This is a genomic window from Amycolatopsis sp. EV170708-02-1 (assembly GCF_022479115.1).
Lineage (GTDB): Bacteria > Actinomycetota > Actinomycetes > Mycobacteriales > Pseudonocardiaceae > Amycolatopsis.
In genome coordinates this window covers 4,331,886-4,358,306 of record NZ_CP092497.1, presented here as the reverse complement: position 1 = coordinate 4,358,306, position 26,421 = coordinate 4,331,886, and the positions used below count along the sequence as shown (strand labels likewise).

The following is a 26,421-nucleotide window of genomic DNA, read 5'->3' as shown; positions in this document are numbered from 1 at the left end:
CACCATCCCCGCCTGATCCAGCCACCCAGGCTTCCGCTCCTCGAGCACCTGCTCGGCAAGAAAAGGCTGCGACCGGCCCGCGAAATGCCCCTCCCACGTCAACAACTCATCATCCCGCAGATCATGAAGCCGATTGTTCATCCACGACGATTTAACAGCTGTGACAACCACTGGGTCGGTAACATCCAGAAAAATCCCAGTCGTATGTTTTGTTTCTGTCTCGACGAGACTGACCGATTCCTGGATGAAATCCTCAACCGAGATATCGGCGCGATTCACCCGCAACTCGTCCTTGATCACCTCATAGACGAGAGCTGCTGCAGACTCCGCGCGATCGGCCATGTATAGCTTACCCGAGCGCACATCAACGGTGATCTTCGGCCTCGATCCCTCCGGTTTCGCCAGGGCCTCTCGGACAACACGGCCCAGCATCAACCGCACCCGCTTCTTCTCCGCGGCAGGAAACTCATGCCGTACATGTGGCATGAACAATACGTGCAGACTGTCCGCCTGGCGGTAACTGTCCAGAGTCCGCGCCGGCGACGTATACGTCGCAACCTTGGCGACCACACCAAGGATGTCATCCCAAGGCTGGCGATCACGGGTGAAAACCAACGGTATCGGCCTGCCAGCACGCTTCTCCACCACCTCATGCAGAGCGTCCTCCACACGCCGCGCATCCTCATCCGTCTTGGCGTGCACCCGGGTATCAGGCAACTCCCGGCCCGCCTCCTCAAGCCGGACAACATCCTCGGCATACTTCACAGCGAACTCGTCAAACAACCTCTGATCTCTACTCTGCTGCCCTTCCGGTGAAGAGGCAGCTGCGCCAACCGGCCCGAGATCACCCCTCCACACGGACTCGTCCGTCGGCTGCAGCCGCCCGGGGAAACGGATGCCACGAAGCCGTGTACCTGGGCGGAAGAACCCGCGGTAGGGCCCGCGGCCGGTTTGTTCGTCGGTGTCGTTGTTGAGTTGGATGCCGGTGTCGGTGGATGTCCGGCTGGGTTGTGTGATGGGTGGTGTGATTTGTGGGAGGTGGGTTTCTGTCGTGTGGTGTGGTGTGATGGTTTTCAGGGTGCCGCCGTCGGGGAATCGCAGTGATCCGTCGGGGAGCATTTCCACCGGTGTGTCCGGGCCACGTACCAGTCGTGGGTGTCCGGCGTCGGTCAGCAGGCCGGCGAATTCCTCGAGCCGGTTGCCGAGGCTGAGGTCGGCCACCCGGCAGCTGAGCAACCACACCTCCGATACCTGTTCCCAATGCTCCCGCCCGGGCAGCCCCGCACTCAACAGGATCCGGGACAGCCCCGCCGTATCAATCCGGACCTCGTCACCCGATGTCAGCCAATACGAGAACCGCCCCCGCCCGTTCCCATGGATCGCCGGCGTATACGCCCTCCGCTGCGGCACCGCCCGCAGCACACCCACCTCACCCGGCCTCGGGAAGAACACCCCCGCCGTCACACCCGACACCGGATCAATCAACGGCTCATACAAAACCTTCGACCAATCGAACCCCGAACCCACCACATCAGCCAACAACACATCAACCAACGGCCCCGCTCCACCCCGCACACCCGCAACGGAACTATCGAACACAACCCCTGGTAACTCACCCTCGTGCGGCGGTGCCCGTGCCAGGACCTCGTCGTCGAGGTCCATCGCATCGCCACGGGGATAGCGGACCTCGACCCGGACCCGGCCGACGCCGGTGGTGCCGGGATCGGTGTGAGTGTCGGTGCTGATCTCGACGTAGCCGGCCATCAGCTGGGCCGGTTCCGGCAAACCGGTCCACCCGGCTGTCTGCGCGATGGCCAGGCCATGCGTGATACCGGTCTTAATCGCGTTCTCCAGCACCCTGGCGGCACCGTTGCGGAACGCTGAGACCGCATGCTCCCCGGTGACAGAGACGACCGCGACCAGACTGGGCATCCCGGCCGTGGGGTTCAGCCATTTGTCCACAAAACCTTCGGCCATCAACTCGACACGCCGCGCATCACTCACCGACGGCAACCCCGCCAGCCCCAGCAGCCGCGCCTCGAACTCCACCAGCGACCGATAGTGATCCAACGACTGCCGCGGCCCCGGCTCCACCACCAACGCCCAGCTACCCCACAACCCCCCCGCATCCTCAACCGGCACCGCACTGATATTCCACGCCACCGGCAGATCACCAGCCCGCTCAACCGGAACATCCTCCACCACGCCCTTGATCGCGTTCAGCAATGTCAGCCTGATCGGATCCGCCATCGCCCGGAAACTGCCATCCACCACACCCGCAGCCGACACCTGCACCACAACCAGCACACCCACACCCTCAAACCCCGCATTGAGCTCACGCGACGCCCGACCCACCAACTCCTGCGCAGCCCCCGCCAACACCCCACTATCCACCGACGACAACACCGGAACACCACCCTGACCCGCCTCAACCCGGCCCCGCGCCACCACCTCCCCACCCACCCCAGACACCACCGACCCACCCCCCACCACATCCATCCCCGACGACTCCGACACCGCCCTGGCCCCGAACGCAAGCCACCTCGCCATGTCCTCATCACTCATCTCATAAACCCCCGACACCCCAGCCACATGACTTCGCACGCCAGCCTCATCCACCGGATCGAACCACCCCAACACCCCCTGAGCGAGCCCCTCCGGCAGGTCGGGTTCGACCGGCTGAACTGCGGCCAGGTCGAACTCAAGAGCCACCAACTCCTCCTCTTCCATCACAGCACCGGTGGCACCCGACGGCCGCATGTCACCAGGGACTTCCGGCCCGGTGACCGCGGCGACGTCCGGGAGTCCGGCCATCTGGAGCGACTGCGCAGGCAGCTCGATAACACCCTTAAAATCTCTTGCGTGCGCCTTACGGAATTTCACGTGCCGCAGAATTTCTTCGATCTGGTTTTCCGGCATATTCAGTTGATATATCAGGTTCTCCGGCATATTCAGTTGATATGCGGCGACGGCTTTCTTCACCACATCGGCGATCGACGCCGAGCGACGAGCAAAGGTGGCGCCATTTCTGAGAGAGATCAACAATCCAGGCTTTGCACTACTCGACATATACCTGGACACAAAACCTTGAGCCCTCGACCACAAACGCTTCTCGAGCACAACAGACATACGCGCGCCCTTAAGATGCAGGAAGGACAAAGCCAGTGGCTCATTTTGTCGATAGTCATTCTCGGTCCGGCCTGTCTCGGGATACACCACGACCGAGGCGCTCGCCGCATAACTAGGTCTAGGCGTGCCATTGGTGGCAAACGCGGTGATGGGCACCGCAAGATTCCCCAGGTACTCACGGAGCCGTTCCCGAAGATAATTTACGGCGGATTCACCGCGCTTCGTCAGCTTTCCCTCGCTGTCGACGAGGCCATTACCGAACACCTTGGCCTGGATGTCCCGATCCTCGCTCCCAGGACTCTGACTTTCGATCTCACCCTTAACACGCGTTACCAGTTCCTTGAGCTTCTCCAGATCCTCCTTGAACACGACCGCCGAGTCCGGCTCCAGATTCTTGAAATCCCCATTCCAGTCATCAATCATCGAGACCTCTGGTCGGGACGTGCTCCCCAAGCTGGCCGCCTGACCTGCTTTGCGAGTGGCGGGGACGGTTCCGATCGTCTGGCCGGGCTCGAGCACATCGAACACCACGCCGGCCACCTTGGAGCCGTAATACGGAGTGAAGTGGACATGATCGGCCCAGATCTTTGCAGCCAATCCAGACTCCCCCCGCTTCGCAAGTGCGCCGTAAATTCCCTCCCACACCAGACGCCGGACCGCCCGAGTATTGAACACCGAAGACACCGAAGACAGGGTACGTTGGTCAGGCGGCGTGGTGGTGAATGCCGAGCCGGATGACAAGGCGGTGACTATGCCGTACTCCAGCTTCGGCTTGCCATTCTCGCTGTCTATCCATGAGTCCACGAAACCGTCCAGCATCGGCATGATGCGTTCCCATGCAGCCTCAGCCAACACAGGAATAGTCGAGGTCGCGCGCTCGGTGAGCTGCTTCTTCTGCCGGTAGTCCGCCAAGGCCCGTTTAGGGGTCTCATGCAGAGAAATCCGGACATCTCCCCCTTGACTGAACGAACCATTTCTCACAAAAGCGACCTCCCGGGTGAAATGCAGCCCCAAGTCTTCCGGATCCCGGTTTCTGCGCAGGATCTCCTTATCGAACAGTTTCTCGACATGTTCGAACATCCCATCGAGAACCTCACTACCCTCCTCAAGATCGGACGTGATCCGCACCCGGATATCCGGCATCTGCAGAACACGCGACCCCGGCGAACCATCCCCCGCACGCGCCAGGATCAGATCCACCACACCCCCCACCATCCCCGCCTGATCCAGCCACCCAGGCTTCCGCTGCTCGGGCACCTGCTCGGCAAGAGCAGGCTGCGACCGGCCCGCGAAATGCCCCTCCCACGTCAACAACTCCTCATCCCGCAGATCACTAAGCCGATCCCCCAACCACAACGGCGGCCGAACAGCGGCGTCGACCACTGGGTCGATGACATCCAGAAGAATTCCAGACATACGGTCCGATTGCGTCTCGACGAGATCGACCGATTCCTGGATGAAATCCTCGACCGAGATGCCTGGGGCGTACACAGCCAACACACTCTTGAGCACTTCATAGACCAGAGCGGCAGCAGACTCCACACGCTCGGGCATGTGTCTCTTAATCGAGCGCACATCAACGATGAGCTTCGGCCTCGATCCCTTCGGTTTCGCCAGGGCCTCCCGGACAACACGGTCCAGCATCAACCTCACGCGCAGCTCCTCCGCGGCAGGAAAATCAGCCCGCCCATTTGGCATGAACGATACGTGCAGGCTGTCCGCCTGGCGGTAACTGTCCAGAGTCCGCGCCGGCGACGCATACGTCGCAACCATGGCGACCACACCGGGGATGGCGTCCATGGGCCAGGGCTGGCGATCACGAGTGAAAACCAACGGTATCGACCTGCCAGCACGCTCCTTCACCACCTCGCGCAGAGCGTTCTCCACACGCCGTGCATCATCATCCGTCCTGCCGCGCACCCGGGTATCAGGCAACTCCCGGCCCGCCTCCTCAAGCCGGACAACATCCTCGGCGTATTTCAGGGCGAACTCGTCAAACAACTCCTGATCTCTACTCTTCTGCCCTTCCTGTGAAGAGCCAGCTGCGTCAACCGGCCCGAGATCACCCCTCCACACGGACTCAACCGGCGGCTGCAGCCACCTCGAGGAGTGGACGTTACGAACTCGCGTACCTCCGGGGCGGAACAACGGCCGGTAGTGCCCGCTCATCCTGGTGACAGGAGGTTCAGTGCCGAACGGTATATCGGGGCCGAGTCGCGCGCCCATCGCCGACGATTCTCCACTTCCGGGGGCGGCCGGTTCCCGCGTACCCGGCGGCAATGACTCGGTGACCCGGCCTCCCGCGCTCGGCGCGGCCAGTGCCGGCGCACGTGGATAGGTCCCCACCATGGGCCCCACCGCGTTCAGCGTTTCGGTCAGGTCCGCCTTGCCCCAGGCCCTCCACGACTCGGCCCTGAGCTCGACCCACCCGGGCTCCGTCAGCAGATGGCCTTCGATCCCGGTGACGGGTCCTGCCGGCACGATCACCGGACGGTGATCTCGCCCTATCTCAGCGACCAAAACACGCATCCATCGCGGCATGTAAAGCGTTCCATTCACCACCTCGACGACATCCGAGATCGCCAGCACCAGAGGCCTGAGCTTCCCGAGCTCGCGGCTCATGATCATGGCGGCGAACTCGTCGCCGGAAACAGTGTCACCGTTCCAGAGCTGAATTCTCTCCCGATACGCTGCCAGGTGAGCGACGACCAGATCGACTGCCTTGTACTGCGGCAGGTTTCGCGCCGTCATCATCGCGCTCGCCACCGACTGCCCGGGCGCCGGGAACAAGACCGCGTTGAAGACGGTGTTCACGGCTTGCGTCTCGTAAAGCTCGTCGACGGTCCGGTCATAGACCCACGGCTTGGCCCAGACGAAGGCTTGCACGATCTGCTCCTGCGCGGCAAGGCTCAGCGGCAGCAATTCCAGCAAGGTCAGCAACTCGGGCAACCCCGGAGTTCCCTCGCCCGGCAAAAGCGGAGCCGCGAGTGCTCGATTCAGCACCATGTCGATCGTCGGATCTTTCGCCGCCAACACCAATGCGGCGGCAAACTCGGCCCGAACCTGCAAATCCACGACGTTCAGACTGCCGGCGAACAACTGGAACTTCGGACTATCGAACAGTGGCCCATCCGTATCCCGGAAAACAACGGCCGAATCCGCACTGCCGCTCAGCAGCCGATGGACTTCCCAATCAGTCAAACCACCTGGACGCACATGAGACAGCAGCGCTCGATCCATCGGCAGGGGATTCACTCCCGCGAAAGAAAGGTCACGGTGTTTGTGACTTTCCAAACCGTCATCGTCGAACCACGAGTGATTTCCCAGCCGCCGGATGACCGAGGAGAATGCTGTCAACAACTCGGCGAGCCGTAGATTCTCCTCGGACGTCAGCGCCGAAGACGCTTCCACGGTCACGGAACCACCGTGGTCTCCGATGCTCGCCCCACTTCTCCGCGCCAAGTTCAGCACACTGCCGAGCTGTTCCCAGGCAGACCTCGCCCGCGGATCATGGAATGGCGACCGCAATTCTACTTCATTGCCGCCTTGACCCGTCGGGTTCGACACGGCAGCCCAATACTCGTCGAAATGCGCCGTTTCGATATTGTCGTCACCCGGATCCATCAACTCGTTTTCCGCATTGTACTCGCTGAGGTAACCGGCTTCTAGCAACTGGCTCAGCAGAGTGTCGACAGGATCAGCGTCTTGCTCCACCGATTCCGCTAATTCGAAGTTGACCCCGAAGGAGAGCATAACGCCTTCTCGGGCAGTCGCCCCGCCGGGCACTCCTTCCTCGTAGAACGTCACCGGCGAGATGCGCGCCTCCGCGTACGCACGCGCACGCTCGGCGATCTGATGGATCAGTCCCCCTCGAGCAGTCCGCACTTCCTGAATCATCGAGAGGACCCGGCCGATTTGCTGTGTCAGGAGTTTCGGGTCGACAGCGTCGATACGCCCTCGACGCAGGTCTTCCGTCCACCCCGGCACCAGCTCGCGCCACTCGGGCCGATAATCGTCCGGCATTGCCGCCAGATGCCGTCCCAGCTGCGCCAGTACCTCAGAGTACTTGACAATAAGACCCGAATAGAGCGGCACGTCACCGATGGATTGCGAAAGAAACTCCCAGTAATGGTTCGGCATCCGCAGGTCACCGGAAAGTTGTTTGCCCTTCTCGTCATGGTGCCGCCCCATCAACGTGTTCCACAGAAGAGGCGCCCCCAGCAATCCGCCCTCGTCCGGCAGCCCGATCATATGCCCGGTCTCGTGGATCTTCTCCTTATCGCCGATGCGCCAGGTGGTCTGCTCGGATGAACCGGTGTCTGTCAACCTCACGATATGGTGCGCTTCCTCACCCTTCCCCACTCGCACGAAACGGACGCGCAACAGATCTCCATTGGGCAGCCTGTGGCGAGGCCTGTTGTAGTACTTGTCCGCCCCCGCCAGCAAGTCGTTCCATTCGGCGTTCTGCACAAGAGCGCCATACCTGTTCTCCGGATCAAGGTTGATACGAACGGTCACCTCGGTGAGAGGCCCCTCGTCCAGCGACAGCACACGGCGTACCTCGAAGGCCGATCGCAACGCCGGCCCCTGGTCCTTCGTGGGAAGCAAGTCCGACGGAAGCTTGCTTTCATCCGCTGAGGGCACGAAAAGCGGCTTTGGGCGAGTCCGGCCGCGCTGATACACCGGCGCGTTGTCGAGCAACCAGCGCGTTCCCCGCGATACCTCCGTCAACGGAGCACCAGTCGGATTGAAGTCCTCCACCCGCTCGGCCCCCTCGGGCGCCGACGGCTCACGCGTACCCGGAGGCAAGGGCGCGGTCACCCGCCCGCCTGGCTCCACCGACGGACCGGCCTGCCGCGGCGGGCTCGCGCTGTAGAGGTCGTCGCCGTCGGACGAGTGTGTGCCTAGCCCTCGTTCATCATCGCGAGCGTCTTCCGTATCGTCGTCAGCCTCATAGGTGGCCTCGCGAGCGTTCTGCAACGCGGTGATGAACAACTGGTCCAGATTCCGCTGCGCGGTATCCCTCTCTGCGCCGAGGCCTGTGACAGGCACCAGTTTCCCAGGTGCGATGACCACGGCCGCGGCGAACCGGCCGACCCTGGAGACCACCAGGTTACGGTCTTCGTACGCGAGATACGCGTACGCATCGAGCATCACGTCGTGCGCCGGACGCAGTCGTTCCAACTGGTCGCGACTCATCGCGGGAGCGGGGAGCACCCCGCCCAGCCCCCGGTGCCGCCAGAATTGGACGTCCTCCGCGGACAGCACACCCTCGGCCGACAACCGGTTCAGTTCGCGGGCGAACCAGTTCACGACCTCGGTGCTCAAACCGCCGGCGAAGGCCAGATCCACGCTGTGCACGACATCGGCCCACATCCTGGCCAACGTCATCTCAGCCCGTTCCGCGCCACCCTGCCTGCCCGCATCGGCGACCACGTCGACCATCCCGTCGCGTAACAACGTCCACTGCCGTGCCACCTCGGGCCCCAAACCGGCCGGTCGCTCGCGATCGAGCATCTCGCCGGCCCACTGGCGCCAATTGTGTGCAGTGAGATCGTTCTCGGCGCGGGAATCCCTGGCATGAGCGAATGCCGTCGACCACCGATCGACCACTCGTTCCAGCCCGATCGCGTCCGCAGTCTCCGCTGCCTCGCCGTTCCGGGTCATCGGCAACGAATAGCGCGGCAGTTCTTCCTCGCTGGACTCGGTGATCTCCGGATTGCCACCGCGTCCAGCCTGCAGGTGATCCACCAGGTTGATGAAACTTATAGACGGCCTAACGTCGTCGCCATCGAGCAAATCCTGCCGGAGGCTATCGAGCCGCGCCTCGAGGTGCTCCCTCCGCGCAGTCGCCTCGGCTGAAAGATCGTGCAGCTGAGCAGCGAGAGGCACCAGAGCAAGTGCCATCTCCTCCCATAGCTGATCGACTTGCTCTTGGGAAATGCCGGTTCGCCACACCAGGTCACCGGGAACTCCAGCCCTGGCCGAACGCACAGCGGCCTCGACCTCGGCCGGCTGTCCGAAGGCATTCGCCCGCCGCGCGAGGTCCTCCACGATGTCGGTCAACCGCAGCTGATTCGACGGAGGAGGGCCGAGCTTCGTTTTGGCCAGATGGAGAATGTCTTCCCGATCCACTCGGTCATCCAGCAGTCGTCGCCCCCTGCCGATTTCGTCTCGCCAGTAGTCCCGGAACTCTTCCACTGCGGCTTGGAGAGCCCCCTGTTGCCCGGTGAAGCCGACACTTTCCCGACGAGCTTGTGCCTCCTCCGGTACCGGGTCCCAGCCCAGGCCGCGGCCTGGGGCCACCCGTCCGTTCGGCGTCCATCCTCGCAAACGCTCGGCCACCATCCGGATCACAGCGGTTTCGCTCCACGCGGCCCGCTCGGCCTCGTCGACGTCTGGCTCCGCGGCACGGGCGCGGTCAAGTGCCGCGGCCAAGGTGGTGACAAGGTCTTCGTACAGAGCCCGCTGGATCTCGAAGGCGGGCCCGACCTCCGGCAGTACCTCCGGCAGGCCGTCCAAGATAGCCTCGGCTTCCCGGTGCCGAGCCGAGCGCACGTCCGGGTCTTCGATACTCGCCAGGTGTGCCGCCGCGTCGCCGACTTGGCTGTCGAAGAGGTGATGGTAGCGACGCAGGAGTTCGGCAAGTTCGCCATCAGCCCGGGTCACCGCTTCGAATCCGCCGGTCAGCTCGGCCGCGTGAAGGTCGGCATCGGTGGGATCCAGCTTCACCGCCACTTCCCTGACCAGCTCCTCGAACACCTCGTCCGGGATGTTCACGGCCGCCAGCGCGTTCGCGGGATCGAAAAACAGCTCCATCGCGCGCACGCGCAAGGTCTCGACCGTAGCGGGGCTGTATTCGGTACCGATCCGCGACAGGGACTCGGCATTGCCCCCCGTATCGATCCCAACGGTGGCGAACAAGTCGGCAATGGCCTGATTCCGCGCATCCGGATTTGCGGCCAGTTCCACCCAGTCGTGCTCCGCTGCCTTGACGCCAAGGGATTCCGCACGTTGCCGCGCCTGAATCTCGAGACCTTCCATCCGGGACGCCACGGAGGCCTCGATCCGCCGCCACAACCGCTCCTGCCGCGTCCGGAGTTCGGGATGCAGGTCCGGCCTGCGCGTGAGCGAGCTCCTCACCTGCGCCGGCGCCGGGCCTTCCCCGATCCGCTCCGAATAGAACCGTGTCTCGAGCTCGGTCAGCGCACGGACCGCCGGGCTCGTCACCGCCCGCCACTCGGCGACCGCGAGCGGGACGTCGACGTCGACCCGCTGCACACCGTCTTCGTTGAACCGCTCCTGCAGTTCCCGGCGCGACTCCGCGAGGCGATCCCACGCGGCGGTTCCATGGTCGTGCAGCGCTTTCGCCAGCCGCACGCGCAGCTCGGCGAACTCCTCGGCGCGCCTTTGCGCCGCTGGGCCATCGTCCGGCTCCCTCAGCGGCCCGAGAAGCAACTCCGCCCGCTGGTGCTCGGGCTCCGTGGCCCGGAGTGCCGACGCCTCGGTCACCACCTCGGCGAGCCCATCCGAAACGGAGCCGGATTCACTCGCGTTTTCCCCGACAGCCTCATCGTCCTCACCAGAACCGGCCAGAGAGCCGAAGTCACTGTACGGATCGTCGGTCTCCGACTCGCCCTCCGCGGCAGCCATCTCCCGCAAGAGACGGGCTTGCAGGGCCGCCATCACGTGGTCCGACCAAGCGAAGCGGTCGGCGCGCAGTGCGGCGAATGCCTCCCGCGCCCGCGTCGTCACGTCGTTTTGCCCCGGCACCAGCGAATCCAGCGCCCAGAAGCCGACCACCTCGGCCACCGTATCCGGTTGGGGTGGGTGTCCCTCCCCAGTGAGCACCTGGAGCCCCTTCCGGCGCCAGCGCCGCACTGTCCGCGTGTCAGCCTCACCGATCGCGTCCAACGCCTCCCGGACCGCGTTCGCCCGACCGCGCTGAGTTTCGCCGGCACCGCTGTGCCCAACGACATCGGCCAGCCATTCCGCGGCCTGCGGATCCAGCGCGCGCAGCTGGTCCTGGCCCAAGGCAGTGCTCAGAAACCCGTCCCCCTGGGACCGCATCGAGGTCCGTGCATCCTCATCGGCCGCCAGTACGGCCGCCGCGGCTCGCACTCGGCCCCGGACAACCCTCGTTCGGAGTTCGTCCGGGGCGTCCAGACGGCGCCCCACGATAAGCTCCAGGTTGTACAGCATCGCGAGCTCGTCGGCGCTGTACTTCGGGACCGCCGCACCGATACCGAGCCGCCGTCTGCCTAGGTCGAGCCACTTATGCCTCGTTGATCGGGTGAGTTCGTCCCGCCGCGCCCTGAACTCGTCCGCCTCCTGCCTCACCGATCCCGTGAGGAGGAGCAGCGTCCCCCGGAGCACCCCAACCTCGCGAGCCAGCCGCGTCAGCGATTCGTCGAGACCGAGCAACTCCGTCCTGAACGCGGCCGCACCTCGCCACACAGATCCTTCGCGGGTGTCGTCACGGGCCACCCGTACCAACGAATCGGCATGCTCGAGAATCATCGGCTGGAGCTCGGCCAGCTCACGCACCGTATCGACCAAGGACTCCGCCAGCTGCGGCAAAACACTGAGAAGCACGTTGCCGGTTTGCTTCAACAAGGTGGCGAGCCCGGACAGCCGCACCTGGAACGAGCGCGCTTGGGAAACCACGTTCCCCCACGAATCGGCCAAGTCAGGCAGGGGCTCGCCGGGCCCGCTCCGCCCCTCCAGCATGCTGAGCGCGCGGACAACCCGGGCCATTTCAGCTCGGACCTTCTTCGTTCCGTCGGTGATCCGCGGCCGGAACGCCCTCGGCAAGTCGGGTTCGCCATCGAACGCCTGCCCGTCAAGCAGGGCCTTGAACGTCTCACGCAGCCCGTCCGCCATCCACACCACGGCGTCGTCGCGCCTCGGTCCGCCAGGGGGCTTCCGCGTCCGCTCCACCTCAAGCGCGACCGCATCGACGAGGTCCGCACGCGTGGCGGCCACCCGGCGCGCCACGTCCGCGTCCCCGATGGACCGCTCTGGCAGGCGCAGCGCGGTCCGTGCGTCATCACGCCATGTCCGCGTCAGAGCCTCAGCAGTGCTCTCGAACTCGAACCTCCACCATGGGTCGGCCCGCAAGCCCCTGATCCGTCCGCGCAGGGCAGGCGCATCCGTCGCCAACACCTGGGTGGCCACTTCCCGCATACGCTCGGCCTCCGAGGTACGCCACTGGGCCATGATTCTGTCCAGCGTCTCATTGAATCGGCCTGGATCTGTGCGAGCCACGGTCACGAGTTTGAACAGGAGTTGCCCATGCACCTGAACCATGTCTTCCGCGAAATCCCGAAGCGGTCGCTCCACTGAATAGAGGTCCCCGAACACGGAATACGCGAGATCAGTCACGGATTCGACATCTTCGAGTGACTGACGTCCCACCCAGGTCCAAGCCAAACTGATACCGCGCTCGTGGTTCCGGCGTGCCTCAGTGACCGCCGGCGGCTCGGACGGCGGGGGAGCGGACGAGTCACCCGGCTCACTCGGCGGGCCGGTGGGCATCACCGCCGCGCCACGCAGCGCGCCGAATTCCCTCATCAGAGTCTCCGCCAGAGCGCGTGATTCGGAGTCCGCCACCCCGCGACGAAAGCGCGCCGCGACGACATTGGCCATATCACGGAACAACCTTGCTTCAGCGTCGCTCAACACCGGCCTCGCCAAACCGGTCCTCGCGCGCTCCAGATACTCCATGCCTGCACGCGTCTCAGCGGAACCGGCCAGTTCGATGCCGAGGAACGCCGACAGCGACGCCGCCTCGTTCCGGGCGTCATACGCGTCGAACCAGTCAATCAGCTCCTGAGGATTGGCCCCTGACCCGGCGAGTCGTTCCAACTCTTCGAGCTGAGAGCGGAAGCCCTCGACTTGCAGCCGCACCCCCTCGGCGACATCGCCCTGCTCCGTGGAAAGCCGGTACTCGTGGTGCACCAACCGATCCACCATCGAACGCTGCACCCGAACCCTGCGCCGCGCCGCCTCCCCGACCAGCGGCACACCCGCGACGTCCAAGCCGAGCTTCTTCCTGGCTTCAGCCCTGCGCTTCCCCACCTCACCGCCGGACGACCGGGCAACCCCTCGCGCGGCGGACCGGAGTTCCGAAAGCCATCGCGGGGAACCAGCGGAGAACGCCTCCACCGCACGGGCCCGCGTTCCCCTGTCGGCCAGGACGGGTTCCCGCGCGGCGACGGCACCGGGGCTTTGACCTTCCTCGTCGTCGACCACATCGTCCGAATCCGGAGCCGAAGCTGCCTCGTCGTCGGAGTGAAGCTGGTCTCCCCAACCGCCGAACCCGAACGGATCCCGGTCTGTCTCAAGGCCAAGCTCGGAATCCTCCCGCACCACCTGTTCGTGGGTCCGGGCATAAGCCTCGGTAGCTGCCTGCACCACGTCCATCGACGGGTCGAACCGGTTGCGCAGCGCTCGGAACGCCTCCCGCACGTCGTGCACGAAAGCGTCCAACTGGCTCTCCGTTGGCTGGGTGAGCGTCCAGAAGCCGACCAGCTGGGCCACCTCGTCCGGCAGGTCCTCCGACGCGAGCACCGTCTGGCCCTTGTCCTGCCAGGCCCTCATGGTCTGCTCGTCAGCCTCTTCCAGCGCCTGCGCGAACTCCCGCGCATCCTCGAGCCGCGCGGCACGGTCTTCACTCCCTTCGGAGGCGTGCCCCAGGACACCGGCCAGCCACTCCGCTGTATCGCGTCCATAGGCTTCGGCCAGCAAGCTCGCGGCTTCATGGTCGGCGACCGGCTCATCTTCCAGCTCCGAAATCCAAGCCACGCTCCCTTGCCGCACCAGCCGTTCCCGCTCGGCAGAGTCCGCCGCCGCCACCAGTTCCGCGGTCCGCATCCACTCCTGAGCCCGAGAACGCTCCACCCTGCGCGAGAGCTGACCAACCGCAAGAGCCAGTTCGTCCAACAGTTGACGCTCGGCGGTGGTGAGCTCCGGCCCCTCAACGGTGATATCGAGCAGTCGCGTGCCCCGATCACGCCGTCTGTCCACCCACTGTTCGGCGGACGCGGCCACGCCATTCGCGGCCTCAGCGCTTTCCTCCAGCGCCGCGCTCCACCGGGGCACCTCTCGGAAGGCCGCGATCCGGGAATCCGCCGCAGGCCCGTCCACCAGCGATTCTCGCAACACGTCCGCAGCCGTATCACGCAGGTCCTGCAGTGCTCGGTCGTCCCAAAGGCGCTGAAGCAACTCGGCCCGCCCGCCCGGATCGGTGCGTGTCGTCGCCGCGACGGCCATGGCTCGCCCGTGCGCAAGTACAAGGTCGTCCATCAGCTGCCTGGCCGGCCCCGTCAAAGCGGGCAGATCCCCGAACAGGGAGCGCCCGAGTCGGGCCACGGCTTCGACCTGTTCCAGGGACTCGTTCCCCATCTCCGTCCACAACCTGTCGAAGAAGGGAGCGTTCAATCGCCGCAGGGCGTCGATGGCAGGCAGACCTTGCACACCCTCGTCCAGGTGCTGCAGCCAGTCGGTGGGGTTGTCCCGTGAGGTGTGTTCGAGGGTGTCGAGGAGTTGCCGGTGGTCGTCGATTTTGTTTTGTACTGGTTCGAGGGCGGCGGGGTTTTCGTCGAGTTCGTGGTCGATGTGGTGGAGGTCGTGGGCGACCTGCTCGACCATGGCGCGTTGGAGTTCGATCCGGGCGCGGGCGGCGGCGGGGTCGTGGAGCGGGATGCGGGGTTCGGTGAAGCCGAGCTCGCCGCGGGCAATCTCGCGCCAGTGTTCCGCCACGGTGTCCGAGGGCCACTCGATCGCCCGCACCGCGGTCCCGAGCTGTTCCAGCCACCGTTCGGGCAGCACCCGCCCCGGCCCCGGTCCCGGTCCCGGCGTGTCGCCGGGGAGGCCCCCACCGCGCAGACCGACACGACTCGCCGGCTCGGTGTCGTCGTCGGATTCGATCCGGACAGCGTCATCGGGCTCGGTTTTGATCACGTCCTGGAAATTCTCCGCCGCATAAGTGTGGCCATAATGAACGAGCACTTTCCGATGAGGGTTACGGGCGACATCGAACGCGTCATCCAACGCCACCTGCGCCGCGACAGGCATCCAGCGCCCGCCACCGTCCTTGTCCGGCATCCACACATCGAACTGAAGGAAGATCGCGTTGATCTCGTCCTCGTCGATCTTCCTCCCATCAAGCTTGGTATTAGCCGCGGCCAGGGAATTAGCCGGCCCCTCCGCCGCCATCCTCGTCCCGTCTTTGCTCACCTGGACCGAATAATGAGGATACTGCGGACCCTGACCACCCAGCGGATATTTCGCCGCCCACGCCGCTTTCGCCTCGTCATTATCGAGCACCGCACCGAAATACAAACCCAGAATCCGGCCATTACTCAACGACGGCCACTCCTCCCGCGATATATCCTCGGGATCGATCTCCAAGAACAACCCATCCTGCCCCACCAGCACCTTCTCATCCGTATCCACATGCTCACTCGTCAACTCCCCCACCCTCACCCGCCGCACCAACGGCTTCTCCCCCAACGTCGTCCGCCTCACCTCAGCGACCACCTCCGCCACCAACCGCTCCTCCACCCACGACTCCAGCACCGGCTGATACTTCTTCCTCCTCTTCCCCTTCCCCTTCGCCTTCCCCGCACCCTCGTACTCACTGTCCTCGTCCTCCTCCGGAACCAACATCCACCCCGGCAACCGCACCCCCGCCTCCGCATACCCCGTCACCACACCCCGCCCCCCAGTCCACCTCGCCTTGATCTCACCCACCCGCCTCCGCACCTCCGGATGCACCCCACCATCCGGGCCAGCGAACCGCCAATACACCCTCCCCGCAGGATCACCCGCATCCCGCCACAAAAACTCATCATCCATCCGCGCAGCCAACTCCGCCCGAGGCCGCCGCACCCCCACCAACACCACATCATCATCCACCCGCTTCGGCCTCGACGACACCACCACCGAACCCGAAGAACCCACACCACCATCACCCCGCATCTTCCGCTTCGGCCGAGGACCACCACTCAAATCCGAAGAAGCACGCTTCCCGCTCCCCCCAACCGACTTCCCCCTGGCAACCTCCGGCCCACCTCCTCCCGACAGGCCACCATCCACGGACTCCACAGCCGAACCGGCAATCGCGTCCCTCCGCCACTTTGACATGGTCGACTCGTTGACCAGTTCACCGGTCAGCTCTACCATCTTGGCCCCGGTATACTGCAGCTTCTGCGTAATGGGGTCCTTTTTCGTCAACCACGGCACCGCCCACGCGTGGACCGCCGCCGTGGTGATCATATTCAGTTTATTTTGGGATCTCACAGCCGCCGAAATACCCGGTTCTGGTTTCTCCCTGGCAAGAATAGCGGCCTTCAAAGTCGGCAAATCGGCCGTCGGCGTCCAATCGATCATCCATTGCGGCGGATCCGGCAGTTCCACCTTCGGGCGCGGCCCAGAAAGTCTCCACCATTTTTGCACGACTCCTTCGGTTACGGCAGGACTATTCGAACCCAGGTCGCCGACCATATCGGCAACCTCGCGTGCGTTATAGAGATTTCCGGTACCGAAGTTGATCTGTCCGTGGAACTGTACTGCCCACGCACGGGCCCACGCCCTCTTGACCTCAATACTCGACACTCCCTGCTCTTCAGCGATCCGCTCGGCCTCCCCAACCCACTGCGGCAGAGCAAGCCGGGCAACGAACGTGGATTCGTCAGCACGGAGAGGCCAAGGTGCCAGCTCAGCCGGCAGAGAAAAAGCGGAGTCAATCTCATCATCGTCAGCCACCTTGTTCCACTTTGCCATATTCGAAGTATCAAGCAGTTTACCGGACAGCAAAGAAACATCGATCGGCTTGTACAACGGCTGTTGCGTAACCGGATCCTTCTCGGCCAACAGTTGCGATGCCCATTCGCGGAGCGCCGCATTAGTGACCATATTCAGCCGTCCGCGCGAGTCCGTATCCACCGAGATCCCCGGGCCTGGACCCGGCCCCTCCCCCTTCTCCTTCTTCTCCTCCATTGCAAGAATTGAAGCTCTTAAAGTCTGCTCCGTGGGCGTCGGTTCCCATGTCATCATCCACGACGGCGTTTCCGGCAACTTCAACTTCGGACGGGGCCCGGCCTTCTCCCACCACTCTCTGATGGTTGATTTAACCGGAGGATTCACGCCCGGCTCCAGGCTGCCGATCATGGCAGCCACATGCCCTCGGCCATAGGGGTTCCCCAACGCGATATGAGGATTTACTTTAGAGAAATTTATCTTTCCGTCGAACTGCACCGCCCACAACCGGGCCCAGTTCCACTTGACCCTGATAGCCAGGACACCATACTCAGCAGCGACTCGCTCGCTCTCCTTAACCCACTCCTGCTGTGCGAGCAGATCACCCAGCGTGGGTACGCCGGGAGTGGGGTCGTAACGCTTCAGCCCCTCCGGAAGTTCGACAGTGACGCGGTCGCCTCCGGGCAGTCCGGCCTTGTCTTCGATTCCCTGGCTGTGTCCCCAGGTCGCGGTCACCGAGTCCGCTATCGCGAGCGCGTCCGCCGGTACGTCCACTGGCGCAGGCGACCACATGTCTCTCAGCGCACCGGCGACCCGCAAGGTCAGCTCGCGGATCTGCTTGTCAGCCGGACTCAACCGGATGACAGCCGGATGATCAGCCATGGTCGCCCGGTTCTCCAACTGCCACACTTCCGGTGACACGTCGAACTGAACACGAACAACATCCACCGCCCGCTTCCACAACCTCACCGCCTGATCCTCACTCAACCCATCGAACACACCACCCACGTCAACCAACCCGGCCGACCATCTAGCAGCAACAGCAGTCGCCATCGCGCCGGCGAACACACTGTCCAAAGCAGACCAAGAGACACCCCGCTCACCCGCTGGATCGAACGCCGCCCTCAAAGCCTCGAAATCAGCTTCGGCCATACCTTGCAATAGCTCTTCGAGCGTGTCGAGAAGATCCCGGTGGTCGTCGATTTTGTTTTGTACTGGTTCGTAGGCGGCGGGGTTTTCGTCGAGTTCGTGGTCGATGTGGTGGAGGTCGTGGGCGACCTGCTCGACCATGGCGCGTTGGAGTTCGATCCGGGCGCGGGCGGCGGCGGGGTCGTGCAGCGGGATGCGGGGTTCGGTGAACCCGAGCTCGCCGCGGGCAATCTCGCGCCAGTAGTCCGCCACGGTGTCCGAGGGCCACTCGATCGCCCGCACCGCGGCCCCGAGCTGTTCCAGCCACCGTTCGGGCAGCACCCGCCCCGGCCCCGGCCCCGGTCCCGACGTGTCGCCGGAGATGCCTCCGCCCCGGATCCTGACATCACTCTCGGGCTCGTAGTCGGGGTCGGACTCGTAGTCGGGGTCGGAACGGTCGTCTGATTCGGTGTCGTTGTCGGATTCGATCCGGACAGCGTCATCGGGCTCGGTTTTGATCACGTTCTGGAAGTTCTTCCTCGCATAGTCATCGCTGTAGTGAGCGACGATCTTCCCCGTGGGGTTGAGCTTCGTGTCGAACGCGTCATCCAGCGCCACCAGCGCCACGACAGGCATCCAGTCCCAAGTACCGTCACTGTTGGGCATCAACACCTCGAACTGAAGGAAAATCGTGTTGATCTCGTCCTCATCGATAAGACCACGCTCATTAAACTTGGTATTGGCCGCCGCCGCCGAGTTGGACGGCCCCTCCCCCGCCATCTCCCACCCGTCGTCGTTCACCGCAACCGTGTAATGAGGATATTGCCGGTCCTGACCACCCAGTGGATACTTCGCCGCCCACGCCTCTTTCGCCCCATCACTGTCGAGCACCGCACCGAAATACAACGCCAGAATCCGGCCATTACTCAACGACGGCCACGCCGCCGGCGGTGTCTTCGCGGGATCGATCGCCAAAGCCAGCTCATCCTGCCCCTCCAACCCCTTCTCACCCGGGCCCACATCCCCCGGCTTCACCATCCTGACCTTCACCCGCCGCACCAGCGGCTTCTCCCCCAACGTCGTCCGCTTCACCTCAGCGATCACCTCCGCCAGCAACCGCTCCTCCACCCACTTCTGCAGCACCGGCCCATCCTTCTGCCTCGCCTTCCCCTTCCCCTTCGCCTTCGACTTCGATTTCGCTTTCCCCGCACCCTCGTACTCACTCCCGTCGTCGTCCTCCTTCGGAACCAACATCGACGACGTCAACCGCCCCCCCTCCGCATACCCCGCCACCAAACCCTGCCCCCCAGTCCACCTCGCCTGGCTCACCTCACTCACCCGCCTCCGCACATCCGGATCCAACCCACCATCCGGACCAGCGAACCGCCAATACACCTTCCCCTCAGGATCATCCCGATCCCGCCACAAAAACTCATCATCCATCCGCGCAGCCAACTCCGCCCGATACCGCCGCACCCCCATAAACACCACCTCACCACCACCAACCCCCCGCCGCGACCCCGACCCCGACTTCGGCTTCGGCTTCGGCTTCGGCTTCGGCTTCGGCCTCGACGGCACCACCCTCGAACCCGAAGAACCCACACCACCATCAACCATCTGCCGCTTTGACGGCGGACCACCACTCAAATCCGCAGAAACACGCTTCCCACTCCCCCCAACCGACTCAACCCGAGTGGCCTCAGCCTCAGCCTCCCTCCGCCACTTTTGCACCGTTGTCTTGTTGACGAGGTGACCAATCATCGTTACCAAATCGCCAGCGCTGTATAGAGGCTTTTGCGTTACGGGATCCTTTTCCTTCAACCATGGCAACGCCCACGCCCGGATCGCCTCATGGGTGACGGTGTTCAGTTTATTCTGAGTCTTCATGTCCACCGAGATAACCGACCCCGGCTTCTCCCTGGCAAGAATGGCAGCCTTCAAATTCCGCTCCGCAGGCGTCGGCACCCATCCCCTCATCCAGTCCGGCGGATCCGGCAACTTCAATTTCGGACGCGAACCAGAAAGCCTCCACCACTCTTGCATCACCCTGGCACTCACGGCGGGCTTTTTCGGCTCCAAGTGGCCGATCATGCGCGCAACTTCATCTGCGACATAGATATTTCCGGTATCGAAGTTGATCTGTCCGTAGAACTGTACTGCCCACGCCCGTGCCCACGCCCTCTTGACCTCAATACTCGACACTTGCCCCTCTTCAGCGATCCGCTCGACCTCCTCAACCCACCGCGGCAGAGCAAGCCGGGCACCGAACGTGGATTCGTCAGCACGGAGAGGCCAAGAGGCCAGACCAGCCGGCAGAGAAAAAGCGGGATTCGTCTCGGCTTCACCGAGTCCATTGACCCGCTTTTCCAAAGTTTCCTGACTGAGAAGGCCGCCGGACAGAATAAGTACATCGCGCGGCGTGTACAGCGGCTCTTGCGTAACCGGATCCTTCTCGGCCAACTTTTGCGATGCCCATTCGCGGAGCGCCGCAAGAGTAACCACGTTCAGCCACCCGCGAGAGTCTACGACCGCTGAAATACCCGGTCCCGGGTCCTTCCTGGCAAGAATGGCATCTTTCAAAGTCTGCTCCGCGGGCGTCGGCACCCATGTCATCATCCACGGCGGCGTTTCCGGCAACTCCAACTTCGGACGCAGCCCGGACTTCTTCCACCACCCTTTTACGGCTGTCCTTGTCAGAGGCTTCTCATCCGGCCCCAGGCTGCCGATCATGGCAGCCACGTGCCCTCGGGCGTAGGGATTCCCTACTGCGACATGAGGATTCACTCTAGAGAAATTGATCTTCCCGTAGAACTGCACCGCCCACAACTGGGCCCATTTCAACTTGAGCTTGAGAGCCGACACTCCTTGCTCAGCGGCGGCTCGCTTGATCTCCTCAACCCACTCGTCCTGTGCGAGCAGATCACCCAGCGTGGGTACGGCGGGAGTGGGGTCGTAACGCTTCAGCCCTTCCGGAAGTTCGACTGTGACGCGGTCGCCGCCGCGGAGCACGATCTTGTCTTCGATTCCTTGGCTGTGTCCCCACGTTTCGGTCACCGATTCCGCTATCGCGAGCGCGTTCGCCGGAATATCCTCCGGGCCAGGCGACCACACGTCTCTCAACGCCCCAGCCACCCGCAACGTCAGCTCACGCATCAGCGCATCAGCCCGGCTCAACTGGACGACAGCCGCATGATCAGACATAGTCGCCCGGCTCCCCAACCGCCGCACCTCCTCAGACACGTCGAACCGATCACGAACGACTCCCGCGGCCCCCTTCCACAACTCCGCGACCTGGTCCTCACTCAACCCATCGAACACACCACCCACGTCAACCAACCCGGCCGACCACTTACCGACCACGGCGGTCGCCATCGCGTTGACGAACAACCTGTCCAAAGTAGACTGCGCGGCATCCCGGGCGCTTCCCACACCGGTCGGAGGTGCAGACCACACCAAATCACCCGTGACGACCAAGCCTGCGAACGGGCCGACCCGGGAGGCCGCGAGTTCACGATCCGTGTACGCGATATACGCCAGCGCGTCGAGAAGTCCATCACGTACCGGCCGTAGCGCCCGCAACCGTTCAGGGCTCACCCCGACCGGAGGTACGACCCAGCCCAGGACCTGATGCCGCCAGAACTCCGCATCCCTTGCCGACAACTTCTGCTCAGCCAGTACGTTCTGCAGCTCGGCGGCATACCAGTTCACCACCTGAGCGTTGGGGCCACCGTGTGCGAACCGAACCGCGACGGGCCCGATGTCGCTCCACATCCGAGCCTGTACCGCCTCGGCGGCGGCAACGCCACCGCGCATACCGGCCGCGGCGATCGCGCCGACCATTCCTTCATACAAGGACGCCCAGTGATCAGCCACCTTCCGGTCAAGACCCGATCGCTGCACAAGGTCGAGCATCAGGTGAGCCTGAGCAATCCAGCGAACACCATCGGCAGACAGCTCATCGAAGTCCCCGACCTCCTCGAACATCGATTCCCAGCGGCGCGACACCTGCAGCAGGGCATTCACGTCCGCGTCTTCACTGTCCAGTTCGACCGGCTCCGGTTCGGCCATCGAATCCAGCGGATACTCCGGCGGCTCCATGGCCTCGGAATAGTCCGGCGCCGCGAGCCATCGCACGCCGTCACGCGTGCTGTTCCACTGTGCGCCGTCCTCCCGCACAGCTCCGCGTCGTGCTGCGTCCAGTCGCGCGGCGCTCCGCTCCGCGGCTTCCTGATCCGCGGCGCCCCGCCGCAAGATCTCTTGCTGCATGCGCTCGCTGTACTCGTCTCGCGCGCGCGTTGCTCGCCGCTCGATCTCCTGCTGGACGGCACGCGCGGAATCCGCCACATCTCTCCAGACCGTGGACAGATGATTCACCAGATGTTCGAAGCCCGTGTACGGGCGATGCTCGACGCCGAGCATCAGCTGGGCACGCTTTTCCGCTACTTGTTCCTCGAGCCGCGCGCGGTTCCGCTGCATGGCGACCAGGGGAACAAGCGCGTGAGCCATCGCGTCCCACAGGTTTTCGATCTTCTCGTAGGGAAGTCCGACGAGTACTCCCTTGACGCGGACTTCCGCCGGAGGCGGGCCCAGGATCTGCTGGGCGGTGGCGAGCACCCTGTCGCGTTCGTCCTCGCCCGCCACACGGTCGAGGTGGTCGAGCTCAAGTCGTCCGGCCTCGATTCTCCCGGCCAAGTGTGCTTCGAACCGGGCGACCGATCCGTCGTCCGTGTGCGTGCGCAGGTGGTCGAACCCCGTGTCCGCAAGCTGCTCGGTGCCCTGGAACAGCTCCGCGCGCGTGGCCCGTATCTGCTCCTCAAGTGCGTCACGCGAAGGCAGATCCCTCAGCTGCAGGAGCGGCGGTGCCAGCACATACGCCATGTCCTCCCACAGCGCGCCGATCTGTTCCTCGGAGATACCGCCCATCGGCAGGGTCTCGTCGGTGCGTTCGCCCCTGGCGTTCTGAAGCAGCACGACGTGTGGTGAAGGAGCCTCGCCGAGCTCAGCGGCATCGAGAACAGCATTTCGCACGCTGGAGGGGAGGTCCGCCAACGCGGCCCGCCCCTGCTGGACTTCAGGTGCCCAGTACTGAAGGTATTGGCCCAGCGCTGCCTGTAGATGGGTATTCGCCGAGTTGAAGCCGACGGCTCCCCATCGCACTGCCGGTCCGTCAAGCCAGCTCGCGCCCCATCCCTCACCACGAGCGACGGTCAGCTGTCCGTTCGGCGTCCAGAGCCGCAGGCTCTCGGCCGCGCTTCGTATCCACGTGGTATTCGCGTACGCCAGCTCCTCGGCGGTGGAGTAGTTCCCATAGGTCGCCATGGCTCTCGCCGAAGCGATTTCGGCGGCCACGACGGTCTTGAGGTCCTGGTGTATGGCTCGCTGAGCCTCGGCGTCCGGTCCGACACCAGGCATCACCTCCGGCATGCCGTCTCTTTCCGGTATCCCGCCCAGCAGGACAGTGGCGTCCTGCAGCAGAGCCGCCCTTACGGCCTCGCCCTCCCTGCTCTCGACGTCGTCCAGCCGTGCCGCCGCATCGTCGATCTCGCCCTGGAAGCCCCGGTATCGCTCCAGCAGTTCCTCCAGTTCGGCAATGGCTCGATTCGGGGTATGCGGTGCACCCGTGGCCGACGACGCCTCCGCACCGCGTCTCCCGTCAACCGGGATTTCCTCCTCATCGAGCATGTCGGCGAGGTCGGCCACGGACATCTCATCCTGGCCGGATTCGGCGATCGCCCCGAACGCGTCCTTCAGCCACCGCGCCTGCTGGTCGGCGGCCGATGGGTTCAGCGCCGCCGCCACCTCATCGACCAGAACACGCCACACCTCATCTGGGATACCGGAGTCCCGGTCGATCCCGACGTCAGCCAGCAACTCGCCGGCACGCGCCCGCAGCGCCTCGACCATCGCCTGGCCGTAGTATTCCCCGATCTGCCACAACACCTCGGCACTGGCCTCGACGTCGACATCACCGGTACCGTCGCTGAGTGAACCCGCGGTGAGACGCCCCGTCGAATCGATATCGTCGAACTGCCACGCCACCGCGGCCTTGATCCGCCGCCACAACCCATCCGCCACAGCGGTGGGCAAACCCGTAGCGGGCCGCTCTCCCAGCGCGCCCTCCGCCCGCGCCACCGCCGACCCGGCACCGGGCTCAAGCCGTTCCCCCTGCGCGAGTACGCCGCCGAACGTATCCTCGAACGCCACCAACGCATCGGCGAACTCCGTCTCGACCGCCTCATCCTCGTCGATTTCAGCGATCGACACGATCGCCTCCTTGATGTCGCGCCCCAGGTCGACGGTAAGGGCCGGAGCCAGCGCGACGAGCACGTCCTCGGTCAGCGCGGCGAATACCCCCTCAGGCATACCACCGAAGTTCGGCACGATCCCGAACTCCGCCAGCAGTCCCTCGGCACGCCTGCGCAGGTTCTCGATCAACGCCGAACCGAGCACCTCATCCATCACGGCCAAGGCTTCGGCATTGTTCTCGGGGTGGACATCGAGGCTGGGAAGCACAGTGAGGAAGGCCTGCCCAACGTGTTCCTGTGGTATGTCGGCCAACCGGTCGACGACCGCGGTCACCATGAGGCCCAGCTCCTCAGCCCGGTCACGCCCCTGTGTCTCGGCGAAACCGTCCTCCGCCCCGGCCGGATCGACAAGCTCGACCTCGGACCCCGAGACTTCCTCCGCCTCGGCATCCGTCCCGACCCGGGCGTCGTCCCACGGCGTCTCTTGCGCAGCACCGACGGTCTCGATGACGTCGCGCACCATGGACCTGTCCGGGGCGAACCGGGCGCCACGCAACCCCTTGAACGTCTCGCGCGCCTCCCGCACCAGCTCACGCAGCTCTAGTTCCCAGGGGTAGTTCAGTGCCTCGAAACCCACTATCGCCGTCACCCCGTCCGGCAGCGCGGGGAGCCCCTCCTCCTCAAGAAGCTCACGGCCCTTCATCTGCCAACGCTCGCGGGTCTCGTCGTCGGCCTCCGTCAGCTTGTCCAACGCCTTCCGGATATCGCTCGCCCGGCCGGCCTGTCCGGGAGCGTTGTTCCCCACGACATCGGCCAGCCATTCGGCAGCTACCCGGTCGCCCGTCAAGCCGGCCAGCTCGTCCAGTGCCGCCAGCCGGTCTCGCGCGATCTGCTCGTCGGTCAGTGTCGGCTGCTTTGCCAAGCGCTGCTCCGCCGTTCGCTGCAGCTGTGCCGGGGTCCGCAGGTCCGGGGATGCCGCCCGCCGCAGGGAGAGCGCTCCATCCCCTCGCCACAACTCCAGCAGCTCCTCATTCGTCTCCCGTCGCACCGCGTCGGCGATCGTCACCCACCCCCCGGCGCGTTCCCGAGCACGCTTGTCGGCGCCCGCACGGCGTTTGGCCACCAGATCCGCACGACGGCCCACCACCAGCGCCAGGTCGTCGAGCAAGGCACGCTCGGCGGCGGTGAGCTCCGGGAAGGACGCACCGATACGAAGTGCCTTCTTTCCCTGTTCGAGCCAGTTCTCTCGCAGTGTTCGGGTCAATTCGGAAATATTCGCCCGGAACTCCACCGCCGCGTCCGCGACCTTCGCCCACAATCGCGCGACCCGTTCGTCACCAGGCTGGTCGAACGCGTTCGCATCGACCAGCTGCTCGAACTCGGCCCGCCACTCATCGGCCGACGGCAGGATCGGCTCGTCGTCGACCATCCGCGGCCACTCGTACAGCCGCTCCGGCTCCGCCGGCAACTGCAGCGCTCCCGCGTCGATCAGGTCGGCGCGCAATTCCGCCACGCGCCGGGCCGCGGCGCCGTCGACGAGCGGCACCGGCAGGCGTAGGACAGCCTCCGCCTTGCTTCGCCACGGCTGTGCCAACGCCATCTCAGTGGCGGAGAAGCGACCACTCCAGGCTTTTCGGACCGTCTCGATCGCCCAGGCGGGCGCAGGTCGCATTGGCCCCAGCGTCTTCCCCGCGGAGAACCGCAGGCCCGCCAGTTCCGTGGTGTCCCAGTCCTTCCAGAACTTGCTCAGAGCCGCCGCATCGTCGAGCGGCTGATTCGCCGCCAAGAAGAGGGCCAGCCCTTCGGCATGAAGCAGGTCTTCTGCGAAGTCCCGAGCCGGTCCCTCGATGCCGCGAAGGTTCAGGTCTCGTCCGAACAGCTTCAGTGCCAGATCGGACACGGCTTCGATATCGGTCAGTGCGAAGGCCCCCATGAGTTCCCACACCGATGCGAGGGATTCCTGGTATTTCTCGCGTACGGCTTCCATCTCCGCCGCGACGGACGGCCGCAAACCCGCCAAGTCCGTGGCCCGCGCCGCGGAGGCCGGACGGACCAGGTCCGGCCGTGTCTCGTGCACCACCCGCTCGACCCGCGCCAGCGCCACCGCGCGCGGCGGATTCGTCTTAGAGCGCAGCGCCTCGAAGTCCCTGGCCAA

At 64.5% G+C, this 26,421-nt stretch carries 1 protein-coding gene (cut by a window edge); it reads right to left on the bottom strand.

Going from position 1 to position 26,421, the window contains the following annotated elements; genetic code table 11:
• Positions 1–26,421: the 5' portion of a hypothetical protein gene (locus MJQ72_RS20070; protein ID WP_240600899.1), read on the bottom strand. It extends 13,110 nt beyond the left edge of the window; 26,421 of the gene's 39,531 nt are visible here — the first part of the coding sequence; it begins with the start codon at positions 26,419–26,421; the stop codon falls past the left edge of the window.